We start from the raw sequence: 20,559 nt of genomic DNA on the forward strand, positions 1-20,559 counted from the left end.
ATTCGCCGCCAACCGGCAGCAGACAGCCACCTGGGAGAGATTTTTTCAAGGGAAAGCCACGAGCGGGAACGTTTGGGGCTGGTTGGATGTTGACCCTGGTACGACAGCTCGTCGAGCTAGAGAAGAGGCGACGTGACTACTGTTCTGACCCCCGCGAGCCCGTTGACGGCCGCCGATCGCTGCGACCGCTGCGGCGCCCAGGCATACCTGCGCGTCGTCCTGCTCAGCGGCGGAGAACTGCTCTTCTGCGCCCACCACGGTCGCAAGTTCGAGCCGGAACTCAAGAAGATCGCCGCTGAGATACAGGACGAGACGGAGCGGCTGACGTCCGCTCCCGCGACTGCCTCCGAAGAAGAGCGCTGACACTCGCGTCCGACGACGAGCAGCCCGGCACAGGCCGGTGAACGGGCGGCTGCCTCTGACAGCAGAGGCAGCCGCCCGTCCTCGTCCCAGGGCCTGCTCAGGCTTCGCCGCGGGCCCGCGCACTCACGCACTCACCCCCGCGACCAGCCGAGCGTGCGCATGAGATCGGACACTCGCACGTAGACCCCCGGCTTGCCGGCCCGCCCGCAGCCGATACCCCAGGACACCAGCCCGATCAACCGCCCCTGAGCCACCAGCGGCCCTCCGCTGTCGCCCTGGCAGGCGTCCCGGCCGCCGTCCGTCTCCCCGGCACACAGCATGCTCCCGGCGTCGTAACCGCCGTCGGCACCTCCCGGATAGGCGTCCTCGCAGAGAGCGTCGGGGAGCACGCGCACCCGTGCCGCCCGCAGGCTGTTGGGGTAGTAGCCGGCCCCTGTGGTGTCGCCCCATCCGTACACCGTCGCGACCCCGCCCACCGCGTACGCGGGGTCACCTCCGGCCGCCATCCCTATGACGGAGCCGGCGGGGAGGGGTTCGGCCAGGGTCAGTACGGCGAAGTCGCCGACGTTGCTGACACCGTCGTACGCCGGATTCACCCAGACGTACCGCACGGCGACCTCCAGGCCGTCATCGTCCGAGAGCAGATTCGTGCGGCCGGCTATGACCTTGAGGTCGCGTACGCGCTTCAGTGGCCCGCCCAGCACCTCCTCGCTCAGGCAGTGGGCCGCAGTGAGCACGGTGCTGCGGCCGACCGCGACACCGCCGCAGAACTGCCCCGCACGCGTACCGCCGAACCGGTTACGGCTGGACACGGCCACCGTCCACGGACTGTCCGACGCTTCGACGGGGAAACCTCCTATGACCACACGGTCGGCGGCCACAGCGAGGGTGGAATGCGCTGACAGTGCGGATACCGCAGCCGCCAGAACCAGCGGCCGGGCCAGGGCTCGGACCAAGCGACGACGCATACGCACTCCTCACTCCATGGTGTCGGTGAGACACCCAGAGTGATTCACCCCGCGACACCCCGCACCCGCGGTGAGGCAGGCACGCGGAAGGCCCGGTCCTTGAGGGGACCGGGCCTTCCGCGTCGTGCGACTCGAACTCAGTCGAGGTAGTCGCGCAGTACCTGAGAACGGGACGGGTGGCGCAGCTTCGACATGGTCTTGGACTCGATCTGGCGGATCCGCTCGCGCGTGACGCCGTACACCTTGCCGATCTCGTCGAGGGTCTTCGGCTGGCCATCGGTGAGACCGAAGCGCATGGAGACGACACCGGCCTCGCGCTCGGACAGGGTGTCCAGGACGGAGTGCAGCTGCTCCTGGAGGAGCGTGAAGCTGACCGCGTCGGCCGGGACGACCGCCTCGGAGTCCTCGATGAGGTCACCGAACTCGCTGTCGCCGTCCTCGCCGAGCGGGGTGTGCAGCGAGATGGGCTCGCGGCCGTACTTCTGGACCTCGATGACCTTCTCCGGGGTCATGTCGAGCTCCTTGGCCAGCTCCTCCGGGGTGGGCTCGCGGCCCAGGTCCTGGAGCATCTGGCGCTGCACGCGCGCGAGCTTGTTGATGACCTCGACCATGTGCACCGGGATACGGATGGTGCGGGCCTGGTCGGCCATGGCGCGGGTGATGGCCTGACGGATCCACCAGGTGGCGTACGTGGAGAACTTGTAGCCCTTGGTGTAGTCGAACTTCTCGACCGCGCGGATCAGACCGAGGTTACCCTCCTGGATGAGGTCCAGGAAGAGCATGCCGCGGCCGGTGTAACGCTTGGCCAGGGAGACCACCAGACGGAGGTTGGCCTCCAGGAGGTGGTTCTTCGCGCGGCGGCCGTCCTCGGCGATGATCTCCAGCTCACGCTTCAGCTTCGGCGCCAGCTTGTCGGCGTTGGACAGCTTGTCCTCGGCGAACAGACCCGCCTCGATGCGCTTGGCGAGCTCGACTTCCTGCTCGGCGTTGAGCAGGGGGACCTTGCCGATCTGCTTGAGGTAGTCCTTGACCGGGTCGGCGGTGGCACCGGCGGCGGCGACCTGCTGGGCAGGCGCGTCGTCCTCGTCCTCGTCGGACAGTACGAAGCCCGCGTTCTCGGTGCCCTCGGGCTCCTCGCCGGTCTTGCCGGGAGCGGCCTCCTCGAGCACCTCCTCCTCGATAAGCTCGACGTCGTCCTTCTTGGCGCTGGTCTTCTTGGCGGCCGCCTTCTTGGCAGGAGCCTTCTTCGCGGCCGCCTTCTTGGCGGTCGTCTTCTTGGCGGCTGCCTTCTTGGCGGGCGCCTCCTCCTCAGCGGCGGGCTCGGTGGCGGGCGCCGTCGGCGTGGCGGCGGCCTTCCTCGTGGTCACCGCCTTGGCCGCGACCGTCTTGGTGGCGGTGCGCTTGGCGGGACTCTTCGCTGCGACGCTCTTTCGGGTGCGCTTGGGCTCTGCGGCACTGACCATCAGCGTCACACCCTCTTCCTCGAGGATCTGGTTGAGGCTGCGCAGTACGTTCTTCCACTGAGTGGCCGGAATCTGGTCAGCTTCGAAGGCCCGACGCACGTCATCGCCGGCGATCTGCCCCTCAGCCTTTCCCCGCTCAATGAGCGCCATGACAGAGACGGACTCGGCGATCTCCGGCGGGAGCGTACGGGATGTGCTGGCCGACACGAACAACCTCTCGGAACGTTGGAAAACGGCTTCCGGCACCGTCCACAGTGGACAGGAGCCGACCGCCGGCTTGGGGATGGGCCGACGGCGCGGGCGGGGGCCGGGAAGATGCACAGCGCCGTGAACGGCGTCCGTATTCCCTCCGCGGCTGTCACCTCTTAGGTCATCGCGTTCTTCCCAGGAGCGTTACGCCCATTTCGCGTGGCCCGAGTCACACCCCGTAGGCGAACAAAGCTGCTCAAATCCTGACATACCAGGTCACTCCGTGTCGCGACCTGGTCGCTGTAACGGAACTGCGGCCCTTCGCGCCGTCGGACCCCGCGGGATCCGAGGATCCCCGCGGGGTCCGACGGGAGGCGGATCACCGGGCGGGCACTGCCACAGGAGGGGGGTGGCAGGCCCGGCCGCGCCGCCCGTGGAACGCGGTCAGTGCTCGCGCGGAGCGGGCACCACGCGTTCCACTTCGGGGTGGACCGTGAGAAGTTGCCGCATCGCCGCCTCGGCCGCGGCACCGTCACCCGCGGCCAGGGCGTCACAGATGCAGCCGTGGTGTGCCAGCGACGTCTCGTTCGGCCGGTCACAGCCCGCGACCGGTCCGCCCGAGACCTGGAGAGCCGCGGACACGATCCCGGACAGGTGCTCCAGCATGCGGTTGCCGGCGACCTGGATGAGCAGCGAGTGGAACTCGGAGTCCGCACGGGAGAAGGTGAGCGCGTCACCCTGGGCCATGGCGTGTCCCATGATCTCGACCATGTCCGTCAGGCGCTGCTGCACATCCTCCCGCCCGTGCCCGGCGGCGAGTCGGGCGGCGAGGGGCTCGATCGTCCAGCGCAGCTCGCTCAGCTCGCGCCGCTGGTCGTCGCGCTGCGGCCCGAAGGCACGCCACTCGATGATGTCCGGATCGAGGAGGTTCCAGTCGCTGACGGGCCGTACGCGCGTGCCGACGTTCGGGCGGGCGCTCACCAGACCCTTGGCCTCCAGGACGCGGAGCGACTCGCGGACGACGGTGCGGGAGACCTCGAAACGCTGCCCGATCTCCTCGGGCACCAGCGGACGGTCGGCGCCCAGGTCGCCGGAGACGATCATCTGCCCCAGCTGCTGTACGAGTTGGCCGTGCAGTCCGCGTCCGCGGCTTCCCGCGGCGCGCCGGCCCACACGGCCCAGCTCGGGGTCCCCGCCGTCCCAGGCAGGGGCCCCGACGCGGTCGACGGCGGGCGCCTCGGCGTAGGGGTAGCGGTCGAGTTCGCCCGGGCTCGCGAGGCCGGAGTCAGCGGAGCGGGCGGCGGTCATCATGGTGTGCGCAAGGGTACTCACGCATCCTTTGTCGGCGCCGTCTCCAACTCCCTTGAGGTCTTTGGTGAAAAGCACACGAAAGGGTGATCGCTCACCCCGTCGCAATTGACGCCTTATCGGAAAGAAATGGGCGTTCTGCGGGGAGTTGTGGGCAGGGCCGGACGAAGCGTTACGGACAGTCGTCACCGGAATCTGCTGCGCAGGGTGGTGAGCAGATACGCGCAGAGCAGGGCGGTCAGCGACAACGCCAGCGCACCACCGACAGGTTGGGAGATCACCGCGAGCGCCGCCTCCAGATAACGCTCTCCCCCGAAGGGCCACCGTGGCAGCAGGGCTTCTCGCAGCCGCATGGGAAGTCCCGCCGCGGTCGGCACGGACGGCCCCGCCAGGACTTTGTGCACCACGGGTACGACGAGGACCGGCACGGCGGCCACAGCGGCGAGTCCGGCCGTGGTGGACCGGAAAACGCCGGCGGCCAGCACACCGGCCCAGGCACAGCCGACCACGAGACCGACCCAACTCGCGCTCTGGGCGAGCCAGTCGGCGGGAATCCGTGCGAGCTCCGGCCCGTAGACGAGATAGAGCACTTCGGCGTCGCAGCCGAGGGTGAGGACGGCCAGCACCACCGCGGTGACCGAGGCGACGAGCAGCTTGGCGGCGAGCAGCCCCAGTCGGCGGGGCACGGTGCCGCGATCCGCGGCCAGGGCGGGATGGCGGAACTCGTCCCCGAAGGCCAGCGCGCCGAGCAGCCCCGCGCCGATCGCCGCGGGCGGCAGGGGCAGATCCTGTGGCCATGCGGCGAGCAGACGCGGCTGCGGGGTGTGTCCGATACGGGCGAGCACGACAGCGGTCACAGCGGACACCAGGAGCACGACAGCCCCGGTGAGGGACCCGGTGCCCACGCCCGCGGCGCGTCGGATCTCGTAGCGCAGGGGGCGGAGGGGGCTGGGGGCCGGACGGACGGAGATGGGGGGCGGCAGAGGGGGCAGCGCGTCGAGCGTTCGGGGCTTGTGAGCCCTGTGGGCCGGGTGGTTCTGGAGGGTCGAGGGGGCCTTGTGGGGCTCGGGCTGGTGAGGAGGGGCGGCCGGGGCCGACTGGGGAGTACCAGCGGCGTCGCACGGCCGGCCGACAGCGCGGACACCCGGGCGCTCGTGCGGCGGGGCAGCGGGCCGCACGGGGCCGGCGGAGGGCACCGGCTCAGCGGAGGGCGGAGCGGATGCGTGGGAGACCGGCTCAGGTGATTCGGATGCGGGGTCAGGTGCCGCGGCGGCTTGCTCTGGTGCGTCAGTGGTCGTCCCATGCGCGTCGCCGGCCGGCTCTGGCGCGTCAGCAGTGGGGTGTTGTTCGATCAGGGGGCTTGACCCGATCGTGGGCCGCGGCTCGGCGGTGTCTGCCAGGGGGGCCGCCACAGCGCTTCCCGCGTCGGGGTGTGGTTCCGTTGCGCCCGCCTTGTCGGCCTGATGCCGCTCGACCGCCGTCTGCCTTGCCCCGTCACGCTCCAGGTCACGGCAGCCGTCCGGCGCCCCCTCCCGAGCGGCTCCCGCACCGGGGCCCATGTCTCCGACCTCATCGGCGAGTTGATGGACGACGACCCCGTGGTGGAACGCGGTCTCACCGATGTCCGCGCAAGTACTGCCGTACACGGAGAGGCGGTTGCCGCCCTCGTGCACGACCTCCACGGAGCGCTGTGAGGTGCGTGCCTGCTGGGCCAGGAGGGCCGCCAGGCGGGCCGCGTGCGGGCTGCGTACGGCGACACGGGGACGCAGACGGGTCCGCGAGAACTCCGCGGCCTCCTGGTCGGCGACGAGCCTGCCCTGTTCCAGCGTGACGACGTGATCGGCGGCGCGCGCGGCCTCTTTGGGGTCGGCCGTGGTGAACAGGACGGTGCCGCCCTGGGCGGCATGGGCGCGCAGCATCCCGTGCAGCCAGTTGCTCTCGCGGCCGGAGAGCCCTTGGGCAGGGGCGTCGAGGACGAGCGTGTGCGGGTCGGCCAGGAGGACGCAGGCCATGCCGAGGCGGCGGTCCATGCCGCGCGACAGGGCGCCGAGGCGTTCGTCGCGCAGACTCGCGAGCCCGACCGTCTCGAGAACCTCGTCGGCACGCCGGACCGGCACCCCCGCGGCGGCACACAGCATGCGGAGATGGCCGCGGACGGTGCGGGCCGGGTGCCCCGGCACGTCACCCAGCAGCACACCGACCTCGCGCGCGGGATGGGGGATCCGATGCAGAGGGCGGCCCCGGAAGTAGGTGATACCACGGCCCTGTTGCAGTTCGAGCATGAGTCTGAGAACCGTCGTCTTGCCGGCGCCGGGTGCCCCGAGCAGCGCGGTGACGCGGCCCGCTCGCGCCTCGAAGGAGACGTCGTCAGCCGCGGGCGGAAGCTCCTTGCGGGGATTGCTGGTCAATCCGAAGGCCTGGATCACTCGCAGCAAGATAGCGCGATATGTCCAGATTTTCGGGCAGCACAAGACCTGCCTCGGTTACGGCGATCATGTTTGTGCTGTCTCGGGCGGTCGCGTCCGCGGGCTCCGCATCACACCTCGGGGCGCAGCATCGGGGGGTTGAGCAGGGTCGCGCCGCCGGCACGGAAGAGCTGAGCGGGGCGGCCGCCCTGGCGGGTGGTCGTCCCGCCGGTGGGGACGAGGAAGCCCGGTGTACCGGTGACCTTGCGATGGAAGTTGCGGGGGTCGAGCGCCACACCCCACACCGCCTCGTAGACCCGGCGCAGTTCCCCCACGGTGAACTCGGGCGGGCAGAAGGCCGTGGCCAGCGACGAGTACTCGATCTTGGACCGAGCGCGCTCCACACCGTCCGAAAGGATCTGCGCGTGGTCGAAGGCCAGTGGCGCGACCGGCTCCGCCTCACGCCCGTAACCGCCCTGCTGCAGCAGCTCCTCGACCGGAGCCCAGCGGGCGTTGCTGGCGTCGCCGCCCGCTCTGGGCGCGGGCAGGTCGGGAGCGAGCGCGAGGTGGGCGACACTGACGACCCGCATCCTCGGGTCCCGCTCGGGGTCGCCGTAGGTGGCGAGCTGCTCCAGGTGCGCGCCGTTGTCCTGGGCGGGCACGGACGGATCGTGGACGCGCAGTCCGGTCTCCTCGGCCAGCTCGCGTGCCGCGGCCTGTGCCAGGTCCTCGTCGGCCCGCACGAAGCCGCCGGGGAGTGCCCAACGCCCCTGGAACGGCGGTTCGCCCCTCCGTACCGCCAGCGCACACAGGGAATGGCGGCGCACGGTCAGCACGACCAGGTCCACGGTGACGGCGAAGGGCGGAAAGGCTGACGGGTCGTAGGGCATGCGGCGATCATAGTCGTCTGCCTGACGATAAACACTCCATTCGCCGCGCACATCGGCCGCTGATCCACTTCGCTCCGACACGCGCTCCCCTGTCTGTTCCCACTGCTCCGGCGGTGGCTCACGTACCGGTTCACACCCCCAGTTGCAGGCCGTCGGCCGCCTCCTCGACCATGGCGAAGCCGAGCCGGCTCACCCGCACGGAGAACGGGGCGCCCGCCACCCGCAGTCCGGTGAAGCAGATCTCGCCCAGGGGCGCGCTGCGCACGGGGCACAGGGTGACCGTCCCGGCCGGGGCGTCGGGACGGATGCCGGCGAGGGTGGTCAGCAGCTGGACTCCGGCAGCCGCCGGTGTGGCCGCGGGACGGCAGGCCGCCGGGTGCGGGAGAGGAGCGCTCCCCTCCGTGCGCTGCTCCCCCGCGTACATCTCGGGCAGCCGGCAGGCGAAGGACTCGGCTGCCCCGAGGACGCCGCGCAGCAGTGAGCTCGCCTCCTTCTCGTAGCCTGCGGCGGCCAGACCCGCGACGGCCAGTGCCGTCTCCTGGACCCGTACAGCCCCGGCGCGGTGGCCGAACGGGTTGAACCCCGCTTCCTTGGCGCCCAGTCCGCGCAGGCCCCAGCCCGAGTCCATGACGGGGCTGCCGAGCAGCCGGGCGAGCTTCTCGACCTGCACCTTGTCGAGCAGGCCGGGTGCCAGGGCGCCCGCGCCCAGCAGGCCGGTGTCGAGGAGGTGGGCCGCGGCCGCGCCCAGATGAGGCACGGGCCTGCCGTCCGGGGCCCGGGCCGCGGCGGGGCGGCCACCGCCGAGGTCATCGACCCAGAAGTCTCTCCGGAACGCGGTCCGCAGGTCCTGCGCCCAGTGTCTCAGTGCCGCCCCACCCGTGCGGCCGCAGGCGTCGAGCAGATCGGCGCCGAGCAGCGCGGCCCGGTGCGCATGGGCCTGTGTCTCGCACCGCGCGAAGCCCTGTGGGTGGGGGTCGCGCACATACGTGTCGTCGCCCACGGTGGTGCGGAGCCAGGTCAGACAGCGCTCGGCCGCGGGCAGCAGCTCCTCCGTCTCCTGCTCGGTCAGGCCCCAGCGGCGGGCCTCGGCGAGCAGGGCGGGGAAGAGCAGCGTGGCCTCCGTTCCGGTGCACTGCGGCGGAAGGTGGGGCCCGGCGTCCCGCGTCGGGCCGGGAATCATCCCGGCCCGCGGCCCCGGCCCGGTGAGTTGGGTCCGGGCGAGGGTGCGCAGCGTCCCCGCTGCCAGACCGGTTCCGAGCGGCAGGGCCATCCTGGCGGCCACGAGCGCGTCGGCGGGTGCCAGACCGCAGCGCCAGGGTGCCCCGGCCGCGAGGTGGGTGTCGGCGGGGTGGTCGGAGTCACGCAGCAGGAGCGCCCGGAGGTCCTCGATGCTCGTCCGCAGGAGGCCGGAGACTCTGAGGTCGTCGCCTTCGGCACGCGCGGCCGCGAGGGGACTCCTCGCCGCGTGGCCCATGGCCCGGAGAGGACCGGCACCGTCCGGCCGCACCCGCAGTTCGACACTTCTGCTGCCGCCAGGGGGCAGGTCGAGCTCCCACCGCAGAATTCCGGCCGAGGCCAGGGCTTCCGAGGGAGGCGGTTGGGCCGTCACGGACGCGTGGCCGGTGGCGCAGGACCAGCGCAAACCCGAGGCGTGGACACTGGCAGCGATCTCGGGCCCCACGTTTCCCGAGGCGATCGACCCGAGGTCGGCCAGGTCCGTGCCCAGGGACACTTCGACCGGCAGACGCAGCGGGCGGGGCGCCGCACTGTGCAGGGTGATCCGTTCCGTGCCGTCCGCGAAGCGGTGGCGTTCCACGACCACGTCCGGATCCGGTCCGGCATGGGGAGACGCGCGGAGCGTGCCCACGAACCTGGCGCGGTCGGCCGCTGCCATCCGGGCCTGAACAGCGAGGGGCTCCCGTCCGGCCACGCGGATCTCGCACCGGGAGAGCACGCGCCGGCCGGCCCGGTAGAACCCCTCCAGTCCCCGACCGGTCATCTGCCCCGTCTCCGTCGAGATGGCCAGGCCGGGGAGGGCGACGCAGATCATCACGCCGTGGGCGGGCGGCAGGTCGGCGGACCAGCGCAGTCCTGGGATGGTGGCGCCTCTGGGAGGAGCGGGGGACGCAGACACCGGTCCGGCGGAGGACGGGGCCCGGCCCCGAGCAGCCGGGCTCCGGCCCGGGGCCGAGGCCGGTGGCTGAGGCGGGGGCGAGCCGTGTCGCGAAGAAGAGCCGGGGTGACGGGGTCGGCCTGCCCAACGGGCGGACGCCCGGTCAGGGCCCGGCGGCGACGGTAGGAACGAGTCCGGGCCGGACGCCGACACGGCGCGTGAGGCCCCTGCGGGGAGCCAGGGCCCCCAGCCGTCGCCACGTGCCGCCGTCCGCGGAGGGACGGCTTGGTCGCCCGGGCTCACTGGACCCGAGCCGGGCAGACCGCGCTCCGACCCGTGGGGCGGCAGGGGCCCGGCCGGTGAGCGGCGGTCGGCGGTGGAGGAGGGCGGAGTCGGCTGATGCATGGAGAGGCTTCCTCTGCGCTCTGTGCGCCTCGAAGGGTTCGATGCCGGTGCCGGAAAGCTCCGACGGGGCAGGGGTGGTGCGGCGTGTCACGACCCGTCCAGCCGTTCCGCCACTCGGGTGAACGGCATGACGCTCCTTCGGGTCACGCCGGTGTCCGGGCCACGCTGTGCACGTTGAAGCCGCCAGGCCGGCACTCACTCCTCCCCTTCGGTGCCGTGGCCGGGCCGCACGACCTCCTGGCCGGTGTCCGCGCACGGCATGGCCGCGTTCCGTGAGGTACGCGCACGTGTGCCGGCTTCCGACGCCCCGGCAGGCCGCGCGGTGCCCGGCGGCTTGGGCCGCCGAGGGGCCCGTGCGCTCGGGAGACGATCTGCCCCGCGGGTACGGGCGGGGGCCGCGCCGGTCGCGTTGACGGAGCGGGGACGGTGGCGACGACGTGAGGGCGCCACCGTGGTCACAGGTTCGGTCTCCGGCTGGTGACCGGACGCGGTTGTCTCGCTCCCGGCCGTCCGAGCGACAGAGCCGTCCGCCCCAGCCGTGGAGCGGTCCCCCCGGACAATGGCGCCGTCCGCCCGGCCCGGGGATCCGCCCGTCAGTCCGACCGAACGGTCCGCCTTCGCCTCCGGGCCGTCGTCCCGGGCTTCCGAGTCGTCCGTCCCGACGCTCGCCCGGCCGTCGCGCTCCGCCCGCAAGCAGCTGCGGATCGACTCCGGGTCGAGACCTTCGTTGCAGGCCTGGTGCAGGAGACGGGCGAAGAGGTAGTCGGGATCCGCACCCAACGCCATGGCAAGTGCTTCCCTGGCCTCCAGTTCGTCACCGGTGGACCATGCGACCCAGCCGGCGAGAGTGAGCGGCGCCGCGGCGTGCTCACCGTAGGGTCCGACGCAGCGGCGGGCCAGCGACCGCCACAGGCGCAGGGCGCGCCCGGCCGCGTCCCCTTCCATCCACTCGGCCGCCCGGTCACGGGTCCCGCGGTCCTGGAGGCCGAGAATCAACCGGGCGGCCTCGTCATGCCCGAGAAGTTCGTCGTCGCGGAGATCCGCAAGGAGCGTGCCGGAGACGGGCGGCGCCTCGGCGAAACGGTCCAGGATCCGCGCGGCCAGCTCCAGCGTCTCATCCGCCACGCAGGCGCGGCCCGAGTCGTCCAGGATCCGCGGAACCAGTGCCAGGCTGGCGCTGTCCAGGGCGGCCTCCTGCTGGAGAGCGGCTGCGTTCTCCCACGGGAGCAGCCGGGCCCGGAGCTCCCGGAGGCTGCCGCGGACCTGGATTCCCGCGTAGGTGGCCGCGGCGGCCAGCACTGAGGTGCCGGGCAGCCCCATGGGCGCTCCTTCGGACGGGCAGCATGCCGCGTTGTCACAGCAGTACGACCAGTAGCGGCCGTCGGAGATGCACAGCGCCTCGACCACCGTCACGTCCAGGGAACCGCACTCCACGCGCAGGCTTTGGGCCAAAGGCCGCAGCCCTTCCATGACCTGCTGCCCTGTCTGGCCCCGCTCCGGTTCCTGGCACAGGAAGGCGACCATCGAATCGGGCCGGCCCCCTCGGCGCTCGCTGCCCCTCACCAGGCCGTTGGCCAGTTGCCGGGCCGCGGACGGCCAGTCGTCCGCGTTCGCGGGGATACCGAGCCGGGCTCGGCCGCCGAACCGCCCGCGTCCGTCCTTGTCGTGCAGCGCGACCAGGACGATGCTGTCCTCAGGCCGGTACCCGAGCAGATACGGCAGCGCGTCGGCCAGTTCGGCGGGTGTGCGCAGGGTGACCTGGTGGTCGCCTCCGTGGCCGTCGTACGGGGGGTCGGGCACATGCTGCCCCGTGTCGCCCGGATCGCGCTCCCCCTTCTCCCGCCCACCGTCATGCTGCTCGCCGAGCGCCTCGGGCCCGTTGATGTCGCCGTTCTCAGGGAATCCGGTCGTTTCGCCGTGGTTCGTCATGCGAAGACGATCTCGCGGAATGCAAAGCTCCGCTTGAGCCTGTGGATAAGTCTGATCAGGGGCACGTCATTCAGAAGCGGTTCGGGTCCGCATCCTCGGTGCACCGCTCGCGCTGTCAGTGCCGTCCTGTTGTATGGAACGCATGGAGCACACGAGCAACGCGGATCTCCGGGCGGCGGCCGACGCGGTCCTCGCCCGTCTCGTCGGGGACATCTCGGGGGCGGCCCGGCTGCGTGAGGACCAGTGGCGGGCGATCGAGGCACTGGTCGCCGACAGACGCCGCGCCCTGGTCGTCCAGCGCACAGGCTGGGGCAAGTCCGCGGTCTACTTCGTGGCGACCTCACTGCTGCGGGCGCGGGGCAGCGGTCCGACCGTGATCGTCTCCCCGCTGCTCGCGCTCATGCGGAACCAGGTCGAGGCGGCGGCCCGGGCAGGCATCCACGCCCGCACCATCAACTCCTCGAACACCGAGGAGTGGGAGGCGGTTCAGGACGAGATCGCCGCGGGTGCGGTCGACGTCCTGCTCGTCAGCCCCGAACGCCTCAACAACCCGGACTTCCGGGACCAGGTGCTGCCCCGGCTCGCCGCCGCCACCGGGCTGCTGGTGGTGGACGAGGCCCACTGCATCTCCGACTGGGGCCATGACTTCCGTCCGGACTACCGACGGCTGCGCACCATGCTCGCCGACCTTCCGCCCGGTGTGCCGGTGCTCGCCACCACCGCCACCGCCAACGCGCGCGTGACCGCCGACGTCGCGGAACAACTCGGCACCGGGGGCGGCTCGGACGCCCTCGTGCTGCGGGGCCCGCTGGACCGGGACAGCCTGAGCCTGAGCGTGCTCCGGCTCTCGGACGCCGCGCACCGGATGGCCTGGCTCGCCGAGCACCTCGACGAACTGCCGGGTTCGGGGATCATCTACACGCTCACCGTGGCCGCAGCCGAGGAGGTCACCGCCTTCCTCCGGCAGCGCGGGCACACGGTCTCCTCGTACACGGGCAAGACGGAGAACGCCGACCGCCAGCAGGCCGAGGAGGACCTGCTCGGCAACAAGGTGAAGGCACTGGTCGCCACATCGGCGCTGGGGATGGGCTTCGACAAGCCCGATCTGGGCTTCGTGGTGCACCTCGGATCGCCCTCCTCCCCCATCGCCTACTACCAGCAGGTGGGCCGAGCCGGACGCGGTGTGGCGCACGCCGAGGTGCTTCTGCTCCCGGGGAAGGAGGACGAGGCGATCTGGGAGTACTTCGCGTCGCTCGCCTTCCCCTCGGAAGACCTGGTGCGCCGCACACTCGACTGCCTCGCACACGCGGACAAGCCCTTGTCGCTGCCCGCGCTGGAACCCCTGGTGGAACTGCGCCGCTCCCGTCTGGAGACCATGCTCAAGGTCCTCGACGTGGACGGGGCCGTCAAGCGGGTCAAGGGGGGCTGGGTCGCGACCGGGCAGCCGTGGGCCTACGACGCCGAGCGGTACGCGTGGGTGGCGCGCCAGCGCAAGGCCGAGCAGGAGGCCATGCGCACGTATGCGTCGACGACGGGCTGCCGCATGGAGTTCCTGCAGCGCCAGCTGGACGACGAGGCCGCCAAGCCGTGCGGCCGCTGCGACAACTGCGCGGGCCCGCGCTTCGCCGCGGACACGTCCGAGGAGGCGCTCGACGCCGCGCGTGTGGATCTGGGACGGGCGGGTGTCGAGGTCGAGCCCCGCCGGATGTGGCCTACGGGACTGCCGGCGATCGGAGTGGACCTCAAGGGGCGTATCCCAGCCGGCGAGCAGGCCGCGCCGGGCCGCGCGTTGGGACGCCTGTCGGACATCGGGTGGGGCAACCGGCTGCGCCCGATGCTCGCCCCTCATGCCCCCGATGGACCCGTTCCGGACGACGTGGCGAAGGCCGTGGTCAGCGTTCTGGCCGACTGGGCCAAGGGGCCCGGCGGCTGGGCGCCGGGCTCGCCGGACGCCCAGCCGCGCCCGGTCGGCATCGTCACGGTCGCCTCGCGCACGCGCCCCCGGTTGATCGACTCCCTGGGAGCGCGCATCGCGGAGGTCGGCCGGCTGCCGCTGCTGGGCGCCCTCGAGTACACGGGCGACGCGCATCCCGGTTCGCGGAGCAACAGCGCCCAGCGCCTGAAGGCGCTCGACGGCGCCCTGACCGTGCCGCCCGCCCTGGCGTCCGCCCTCGCCGAGGTCCGGGGCCCCGTCCTCCTCGTGGACGACTACACGGAGACCGGCTGGACCCTCGCGGTGGCCGCCCGCATGCTCCGACGGTCCGGTGCGCAGGGGGTGTTGCCGCTGGTGCTGGCCGTGCAGGGCTGACAGCGCACCGAGGCGGCGACCGCACCTCCCGGCCTGCCCACCGCCCATGGCCAGGTACCGGTCGGCTCTTCGCTCGCGCACGCCTCTGGACGCCACGTACCCGCTTGGCGTACGAACGTATCGTGCTCGAACGCCCCACGGGTGGTCTGTCGGCGCACGGGGTAGGGATATTAGCGGCGCATCATCTGATAACGGTCGGCTGGTCCAATTGCTCGTTGCCGCATTCAAGTTCGACAGGAAGAATTGAGGTCCGCTCCCGCACGGCACGTCCGCCGATCCGGTAGGGCTTTGCCGCGGTGCGCGCTCCCAGGAATCCGACCCCGCCCGCAGTGTGGGCGCGTAGCCGAAGGGAGGACCGTGACCTTCGGATTCGCTCCGGCCTCGGCAGCGGCGTCGATGTCCGCCGCGTCCGCCAACCGCTTGCTCGAACCCGCGGAATGGGCCGCCGCCGGGATCCCGCTGCTTCGCAACCCCCGCGAGGTCGTCAGCGGACTGCACGCCCGGCACCACCCACAGCCCGCGACCGCCGTCGTCGCCGTGCTCGACCCCGATGAGCGGCTCCGGGCGAGCGCCTCGTTCGTCCGCAGACCGGCCCCGGCCGACGGCTGGATGTTCCGCAACGTGCTGCTGGCACAGCTGCGCCGGGTCATCCCGCACGATCTTCGGCGCCGCACACCGGTGCGCACCGCGGTGCTGCTGTACTGCCGTGATGGCGACGCGCGTTGGACGGAGGAGGACGGCGCGTGGATGTGGGGGCTGCGCGACGCCTGCACCCTGCACGGCCTGCGCTGCGGGGCGTACATCACGCTGACCCGGGACGGCTGGCAGGTCCTGGGTGAGGGCCGCGGCGGACGCCGCCCGCACTCCGCCTCGGCACGGGAGCCGTTCGCCACGTCCGACGCGCCGCCACCGCTGCCGCGCACCGGTGGCGCCGCATCCGAAATACTGCGACGCGCGGCGGCGGCGCGCTGAGGCCCCGGCCAGGCCGCTCAGCACGGCTCCGGGGACCGTGCGCACTCGTAGGGCGCACCACGTTTCCGGAAGCCGTGCACCACGTTGCCCGAGACTGCCGGCCCTCGCGGACGGACCAGAGCGCCGAACCGGGCGGGGCCCGGCCGGGAGACGTGCACGGACAGCCGGCCGGGTACAGCAGAACGCACTCCCCCGACAGGGCAGGATCCGAGTGCAGGCACAGCGTCCGGCCTCCCGGGCACGCCCGACCGCCCACCCCGCGGAGCCGCCGAAGCGGCACCAGAAGTGGACCCCAGCACACCGAGGCGACGCGTGGCGCCGCCCCCAGCGCCCGGCCGACCGGACGCTACGGCACCACCCGGCTCAGACGCCCGCGCCCAGCACCGAGTTGATCCGCTGCGGATCGCCACAGACGATCAGCAGGGCGGTGGCGCGCGCATGGGCCAGCGACAGGGCGCTCGCGGCTGCGGCCTCGGCTCCGCCGTTCACGGCGACCACGACCACAGGGCGCGACGCGGCGCGGGCCGCGACCGTGACGTCCGTGTAGAAGACGTCCTCACGGGCGTCGTGCTGGGCCCAGTAGGAGGTCTCACCGAAGGACAGCTCGTGGGCGGCCCACGGGTGCTGCTCACCGGTCGTGATCACCAGGACGTCGGCAGGGGCGCGGCCGGAGTCCAGGAGCATGTCCACGGCTTCCTCGGCGGCGTCGAGCGCGCCTTCGACGGAAGCGGGGATCAGCTGGATCTGCGGGGCGGCCGGAGCGGCGGGGCCCGACGGACCGGGCTTGGCGCCCGCGTCACGCGCCGTGCGCTGCACCGGCGGCGTGGCCCGGAGAGGGCCGGGACGACCGGGACGCGACGGGGCCGCGGGACGGGGACCGGGTACGGGACGAGGGGTCGGCGCGGTGCGGCCGGCGGCCGGAGTGGCGCGGGGACCCTGGGCACTCTCGTGAATCTGAGGCTCCTCGGGAATGAGAGGCATGAGTTGATATTTATCAAACGTTGGTACGGCCCGCGTCAGCGGGTGGCGCATACGTGCGAACGAATGCATCAGAAATCGAAGCCGAGCTGACCCTCGATTTCCGGAACGCTTCCGTCCGTCCAGCCGCGGACCTTCTTGAGGTGCCGCCACTGGGGCAGCGCATCAAGATACGCCCACGACAACCGGTGGTAGGGGGTGGGGCCCCGCTCCGCCAGTGCGGCCTTGTGCACGGGTGAGGGATACCCGGCGTTGTCCGCGAAACCGAAGTCTGCATGGTCGATACCCAGTTCGGCCATCATTTTGTCGCGCTGGACCTTGGCGATCACCGAGGCCGCCGCGACCGCCACGCACGACTGGTCGCCCTTGATCACCGTACGGACCCGCCAGGGCGCACCGAGGTAGTCGTGCTTGCCGTCGAGGATGACGGCGTCCGGGCGGACCGGCAGGGCCTCCAGGGCACGTCCCGCCGCGAGCCGCAGCGCGGCCGTCATACCCAGCTCGTCTATCTCCTCGGGGGAAGCGTGCCCCAGAGCGAACGACGTCACCCACTTGCGCAGTTCCTCGGCGAGTTCGGTGCGCCGCTTGATGGTGAGCAGCTTCGAATCCGTGAGGCCCTCGGGCGGCCGGCGCAGTCCGGTGATCGCCGCGCAGACGGTGACCGGGCCGGCCCACGCGCCGCGCCCCACCTCGTCGACACCTGCAACGATCTTCGCTCCGGTCGTGGCTCGAAGGGAGCGCTCGACGGTGTGAGTAGGCGGTTCGTACGGCATGGCGCCCCTAGGTTACGCCGCGCGACCCCGCGCGCGACACCCTGCCCCACCCCGGCGTCGTCGCGGCCCTCGCCGACCTCCGTCAGGCGCCGCTCGGCCGGAGCGGCGAAACCCTCAACTGGGCGTTGATTTCCTCAACTTCACTGTCCCGTCGTTCGCGGCCGCACATCTTGGCGCGGTTCATCATCAACGCGTGAATGACGTCGAAGACCTATCCGCTCGCCGCGTCCGGACGCACCGCGCCGCGCTCGATCCCACGTGCGATGACCTCACGCGGCATATTGATGACGGGTCCACACCCCTCGAAGACAACGGCGTGGAAGCGCTCAGCCTGCACCATGTCGCATTCGTGAAGCACCGAGCGAAGCGCGAAAGGGGATCGACCGCCGGAAGGGTGGCCTCATGGCTCGCGCAGCGGGGGGCACGACAACGACGGGCCGTTCACGCAGAGTTCCCGACGCGCACGGAAAGTTCCGAAAGCTAGATCGGCGCGGGGACCCAGTCCGGGAGCGGCTCCGTCCGCTGCACCCACTCGCCCGGCGGCGCACCCGCCTTTCCCGAGGCGATCACGCCGCCCACAATGGCGCAGGTGGTGTCGACGTCGCCGCCGGCCTGGGCGGTCGTCCAGAACGCCTGCTCGTAGTCACCGAGGCTCCTGGCGGCCGACCAGAGGGCGAAGGGCACGGTGTCGTGGGCGGTGGTCCGCCGCCCGCACCCCAGTACCGCCGCGACCGTACCCGCGTCGCCGTAGTCGAGCATGTCCCGGGCCCGGCGCAGTCCCGCGCCGACCGCGCTCTTCGGCACCAGGTCGATGACCCCGTCGAGCAGCGCGCCGGCGCCGGGCGGCCCGCCGGGGGCGGCGACGAACGCGGCGGCCGCGGCGACGGCCATGGCGCCGACGACGGCTTCGCGGTGCTGGTGGGTGGTGTACGCCGAGATCTCCGCCTGGTGGGTCGCCTGCTCCGGGTCGTCCGCGTACCAGGCGCCCAGCGGGGCGATCCGCATCGCGGCGCCGTTGCCCCAGGACCCCTGCCCGTTGAAGAGCGCGGCAGCCAGCTCCCGCCAGTCGCCGCCCTCCCGGACAAGTCGCAGCAGACGGTTGACCGCGGGGCCGTAGCCCCGGTCGAAGTCGTGGTGCTCGGCGAAGGAGCGCGCCAGGGCGTCCTGGTCGATGCGGTCGTGGGCGGCCAGCACGGCCACGACGGAACCGGCCATCTCCGTGTCGTCGGTCCACTGCCAGGGCCCGGACGGCACCTCGCGGCACTTCAGCAGCGGGTAGTTCACCGGCACGAAGTACTGGGAGCCCAGAGCGTCCCCGACGGACAGTCCGCGCAGGCTGGCCAGGGCGCGGTCCAGGCGCGCATCGGGGGAGGTGTCAGCGGTCATCGCCCTGCCACTCTATCCGGAGATCCCGTACGGTTCGGGATCTCGCCAGCGGTCGAACGGCCTGTCGAGCGTGTACTTGCCGTCGTCCCCCAGAACGAGCATCCGCACCTCGCCGTTCCCCGGGTTCGACAGCGACTCGAACTCCGCGACCGTCCAGTGGAACCACCGCATGCAGAACAGCCGCATGGCAAGACCATGGGTCACGATCAGGACGTTCGGCGGGTGGTCGGGGTCTTCGAAACTGCGGAACAGGCTCTCGAGGAAGCCACCGACCCGGTCGTAGACGTCGGCACCGGACTCGCCCTGGGCGAAGCGGTAGAAGAAGTGGCCGTACGCGTCGCGGTAGGCCTTCTGGAGGCGGACCTCGTCCCGGTCCTGCCAGTTGCCCCAGTCCTGCTCGCGCAGCCGCGGCTCCTCACGCACACGTATGAGGCCGGTGTCGAGGTGGAACGCGCGCAGGGTCTCGTGCGTGCGGCGGTACGGGGAGACGTACACGCTGACGCGCTCGCCGCCGAACAGCTCGCGCAGCCGCTCGCCCGTCGCCTCCGCCTGCCGCCGGCCCCGCTCGGTCAGTGCGAGGGCGTGGTCGGGTACACGCTCGTACACGGAGTCATCAACATTGCCCGTTGACTCGCCGTGCCGGACAAGGACGATGCGCCGTGGTCGTGCCATGCCAAGACCCTAGATCGGGTGAGGCCTCGCCGAGCACACGTACCGCACCCATACAGCGTAGGTCACACAGATTCCGCACCACAGATCACACACGTACCCGACCGGAACCCTTCCTTCCAGCCCCCACCACCCGGCGTCACACCGTCCAGCTCGGCTCCATGTCCACGACGTCCCCGGTGAGCGCCGCCACGTCCGCCTCCGTCTGGGCTCTCAGGGCGAGCCGTTCCACGCGTTCGGCGCGGTACTTGCCGTGCTCCGCCGCCGACCGCCACATCGACAGCACCAGGTACTCGTGCCCGGGTGCCTCGCCGAAGAGCCCGCGCACCATGCCGGGCGAGCCGGCCATCGCCGGGTTCCAGACCTTCTCCTGCATGAGCACGAAGTGCTCGGCCCGCTCCGGGTGGACACGGCAGAGCGCCACACGCAGCAGGTCCGCGTCCGTGAAACGCGGTTCGAAGCCGGTCTTCACGTCGAAGCGGTAGTCGAAGAGCCTGACCTGAGCGTCCTTGAACGTGCCCGACTGGGCCGACGCGAGCCGGTCGTGGGACCGTGCCATGAAGGAGTCGTAGAAGGCGCGGCTCTCCCAGAAGCCGAAGATGTGCGCCACGTCGGGCCGCCCCCGGCTCCAGCCACCCCCCTGCCCCCGAAACCCCGGCTCCCCCAGAAGCCCCGCCCACTTCCGCTGCCCCCGCTCGAACCCGCGGCGGTCCACCACGGTGCAGCGAATCCACTTGACCAGCACCGCGCCATGGTAAGGCCCCGAAGCGTGGCGCCGGTCACTCTCGAGTGGACCGCTCTCCCACGGGCGCAGGCGTGCGCGTGGCAGGATGGACAAACAGTCATGAGTGCCCGGCAGTTGGGGCGAACGCGCGAGTCGGTACGGGGAAGGGGACCGCGGTGGACGGGATCAACAAGGGGCTTCGCAAGATCGAGATCGCGATGCGGTGGGATCCCAGCCCGGCGGGGCAGCCGTCCACCGATCTGGATCTGGTCGCGGCGACCTATCGGGCGGACGACCCGTACGGCGATCCCGCTTATGTGGTCCACTTCGACAGCCGCTCCCCCGACGGCACCATCTATCTCAACCGCGACAGCAAGGACGGCCAGGGCTTCGGCTTCGACGAAGTCATGACGCTGGAACTCGACCGGCTCGACGCCCGGTACGCGCGCGTGGTGGTCGGTGTGATCATCCAGCAGCGCCCCGCGGAACGCACGTTCGTCAGCGTGACCAATCCCGGCCTGCGCATCCGCGAGGGGTACACGGTCCTTGCCGAGGACGACTTCGGCGGTGTCCTCGGGGCCACCGCGGCGACGGTGGCGGAGTTCGTCCGGGACGGCTCGGGCCCCTGGCGTTTCCAGCCGGGCCTCCGCGGTTTCGAGGGCGACCCGGTCTCCTTCACCCGGACCATGGGCGCGGCACACCGTCCCTGAGCCCTC

General features: G+C 71.7%; 16 protein-coding genes. 4 read left to right on the forward strand and 12 right to left on the reverse strand.

Annotation, left to right across the window (positions count from 1 at the left end; translation table 11 throughout):
- Nucleotides 1–132: 132 nt before the first annotated feature.
- Complete coding sequence (locus tag IE97_RS0110290) at nucleotides 133–363, forward strand: DUF7455 domain-containing protein (protein WP_003993464.1); 231 nt, start codon at nucleotides 133–135, stop codon at nucleotides 361–363.
- Between the two features lie 131 nt (nucleotides 364–494).
- Here IE97_RS0110290 and IE97_RS0110295 read toward each other — a convergent pair whose 3' ends face one another.
- From IE97_RS0110295 to IE97_RS0110325, 7 genes are all read right to left on the reverse strand, one after another.
- Nucleotides 495–1,331 (reverse strand): S1 family serine peptidase, encoded by an 837-nt coding sequence (locus IE97_RS0110295; protein ID WP_030235266.1) that lies wholly within the window; start codon nucleotides 1,329–1,331, stop codon nucleotides 495–497.
- 137 nt (nucleotides 1,332–1,468) lie between these two features.
- A complete protein-coding gene (locus tag IE97_RS42860) occupies nucleotides 1,469–3,001 on the reverse strand; it encodes an RNA polymerase sigma factor (RefSeq protein WP_030235269.1) in 1,533 nt (510 codons plus the stop codon).
- A 426-nt stretch (nucleotides 3,002–3,427) separates the two neighbouring features.
- The gene (locus tag IE97_RS0110305) at nucleotides 3,428–4,315 is read right to left on the reverse strand and encodes a FadR/GntR family transcriptional regulator (RefSeq protein WP_078603161.1); all 888 of its coding nucleotides are present in this window, start codon (nucleotides 4,313–4,315) and stop codon (nucleotides 3,428–3,430) included.
- Between the two features lie 161 nt (nucleotides 4,316–4,476).
- Nucleotides 4,477–6,717 (reverse strand): ATP-binding cassette domain-containing protein, encoded by a 2,241-nt coding sequence (locus IE97_RS0110310; RefSeq protein ID WP_030235275.1) that lies wholly within the window; start codon nucleotides 6,715–6,717, stop codon nucleotides 4,477–4,479.
- 110 nt (nucleotides 6,718–6,827) lie between these two features.
- Complete coding sequence (locus IE97_RS0110315; protein ID WP_030235278.1) at nucleotides 6,828–7,586, reverse strand: NUDIX hydrolase; 759 nt, start codon at nucleotides 7,584–7,586, stop codon at nucleotides 6,828–6,830.
- Nucleotides 7,587–7,716: 130 nt separating this feature from the next.
- Nucleotides 7,717–10,104, reverse strand: a complete 2,388-nt coding sequence (locus tag IE97_RS0110320; RefSeq protein WP_420706071.1) for a glycogen debranching N-terminal domain-containing protein — start codon at nucleotides 10,102–10,104, stop codon at nucleotides 7,717–7,719.
- A gap of 195 nt (nucleotides 10,105–10,299) precedes the next feature.
- Complete coding sequence (locus IE97_RS0110325) at nucleotides 10,300–12,033, reverse strand: DUF4192 domain-containing protein (RefSeq protein ID WP_037844173.1); 1,734 nt, start codon at nucleotides 12,031–12,033, stop codon at nucleotides 10,300–10,302.
- Nucleotides 12,034–12,175: 142 nt separating this feature from the next.
- On the opposite strand from IE97_RS0110325, the gene IE97_RS0110330 reads away from it, so the two are divergent.
- Nucleotides 12,176–14,341 carry a RecQ family ATP-dependent DNA helicase gene (locus IE97_RS0110330; RefSeq protein ID WP_030235289.1) on the forward strand — a complete coding sequence of 722 codons (2,166 nt, stop codon included), beginning with the start codon at nucleotides 12,176–12,178 and terminating at the stop codon, nucleotides 14,339–14,341.
- Between the two features lie 357 nt (nucleotides 14,342–14,698).
- A complete protein-coding gene (locus IE97_RS0110335) occupies nucleotides 14,699–15,313 on the forward strand; it encodes a hypothetical protein (RefSeq protein ID WP_030235292.1) in 615 nt (204 codons plus the stop codon).
- 363 nt (nucleotides 15,314–15,676) lie between these two features.
- Here IE97_RS0110335 and IE97_RS0110340 read toward each other — a convergent pair whose 3' ends face one another.
- The 5 genes from IE97_RS0110340 to IE97_RS0110365 form a co-directional block, all read right to left on the reverse strand.
- A complete protein-coding gene (locus tag IE97_RS0110340; RefSeq protein ID WP_078603163.1) occupies nucleotides 15,677–16,294 on the reverse strand; it encodes a hypothetical protein in 618 nt (205 codons plus the stop codon).
- 68 nt (nucleotides 16,295–16,362) lie between these two features.
- A complete protein-coding gene (locus IE97_RS0110345) occupies nucleotides 16,363–17,064 on the reverse strand; it encodes a ribonuclease HII (protein ID WP_030235298.1) in 702 nt (233 codons plus the stop codon).
- Nucleotides 17,065–17,544: 480 nt separating this feature from the next.
- Complete coding sequence (locus IE97_RS0110355) at nucleotides 17,545–18,450, reverse strand: ADP-ribosylglycohydrolase family protein (protein ID WP_030235301.1); 906 nt, start codon at nucleotides 18,448–18,450, stop codon at nucleotides 17,545–17,547.
- A 12-nt stretch (nucleotides 18,451–18,462) separates the two neighbouring features.
- Nucleotides 18,463–19,122: a histidine phosphatase family protein gene (locus IE97_RS0110360; RefSeq protein WP_030235303.1), complete on the reverse strand. Its 660-nt coding sequence runs from the start codon at nucleotides 19,120–19,122 to the stop codon at nucleotides 18,463–18,465.
- Between the two features lie 136 nt (nucleotides 19,123–19,258).
- On the reverse strand, nucleotides 19,259–19,864 hold the full coding sequence (locus tag IE97_RS0110365; RefSeq protein WP_030235305.1) for a YdbC family protein: 606 nt from the start codon (nucleotides 19,862–19,864) through the stop codon (nucleotides 19,259–19,261).
- A 77-nt stretch (nucleotides 19,865–19,941) separates the two neighbouring features.
- Between IE97_RS0110365 and IE97_RS0110370 the strand changes: the two genes are divergently transcribed.
- A complete protein-coding gene (locus IE97_RS0110370; RefSeq protein ID WP_420706073.1) occupies nucleotides 19,942–20,553 on the forward strand; it encodes a TerD family protein in 612 nt (203 codons plus the stop codon).
- Nucleotides 20,554–20,559: the final 6 nt, after the last annotated feature.

Source organism: Streptomyces sp. NRRL S-455 (assembly GCF_000717875.1).
Lineage (GTDB): Bacteria > Actinomycetota > Actinomycetes > Streptomycetales > Streptomycetaceae > Streptomyces.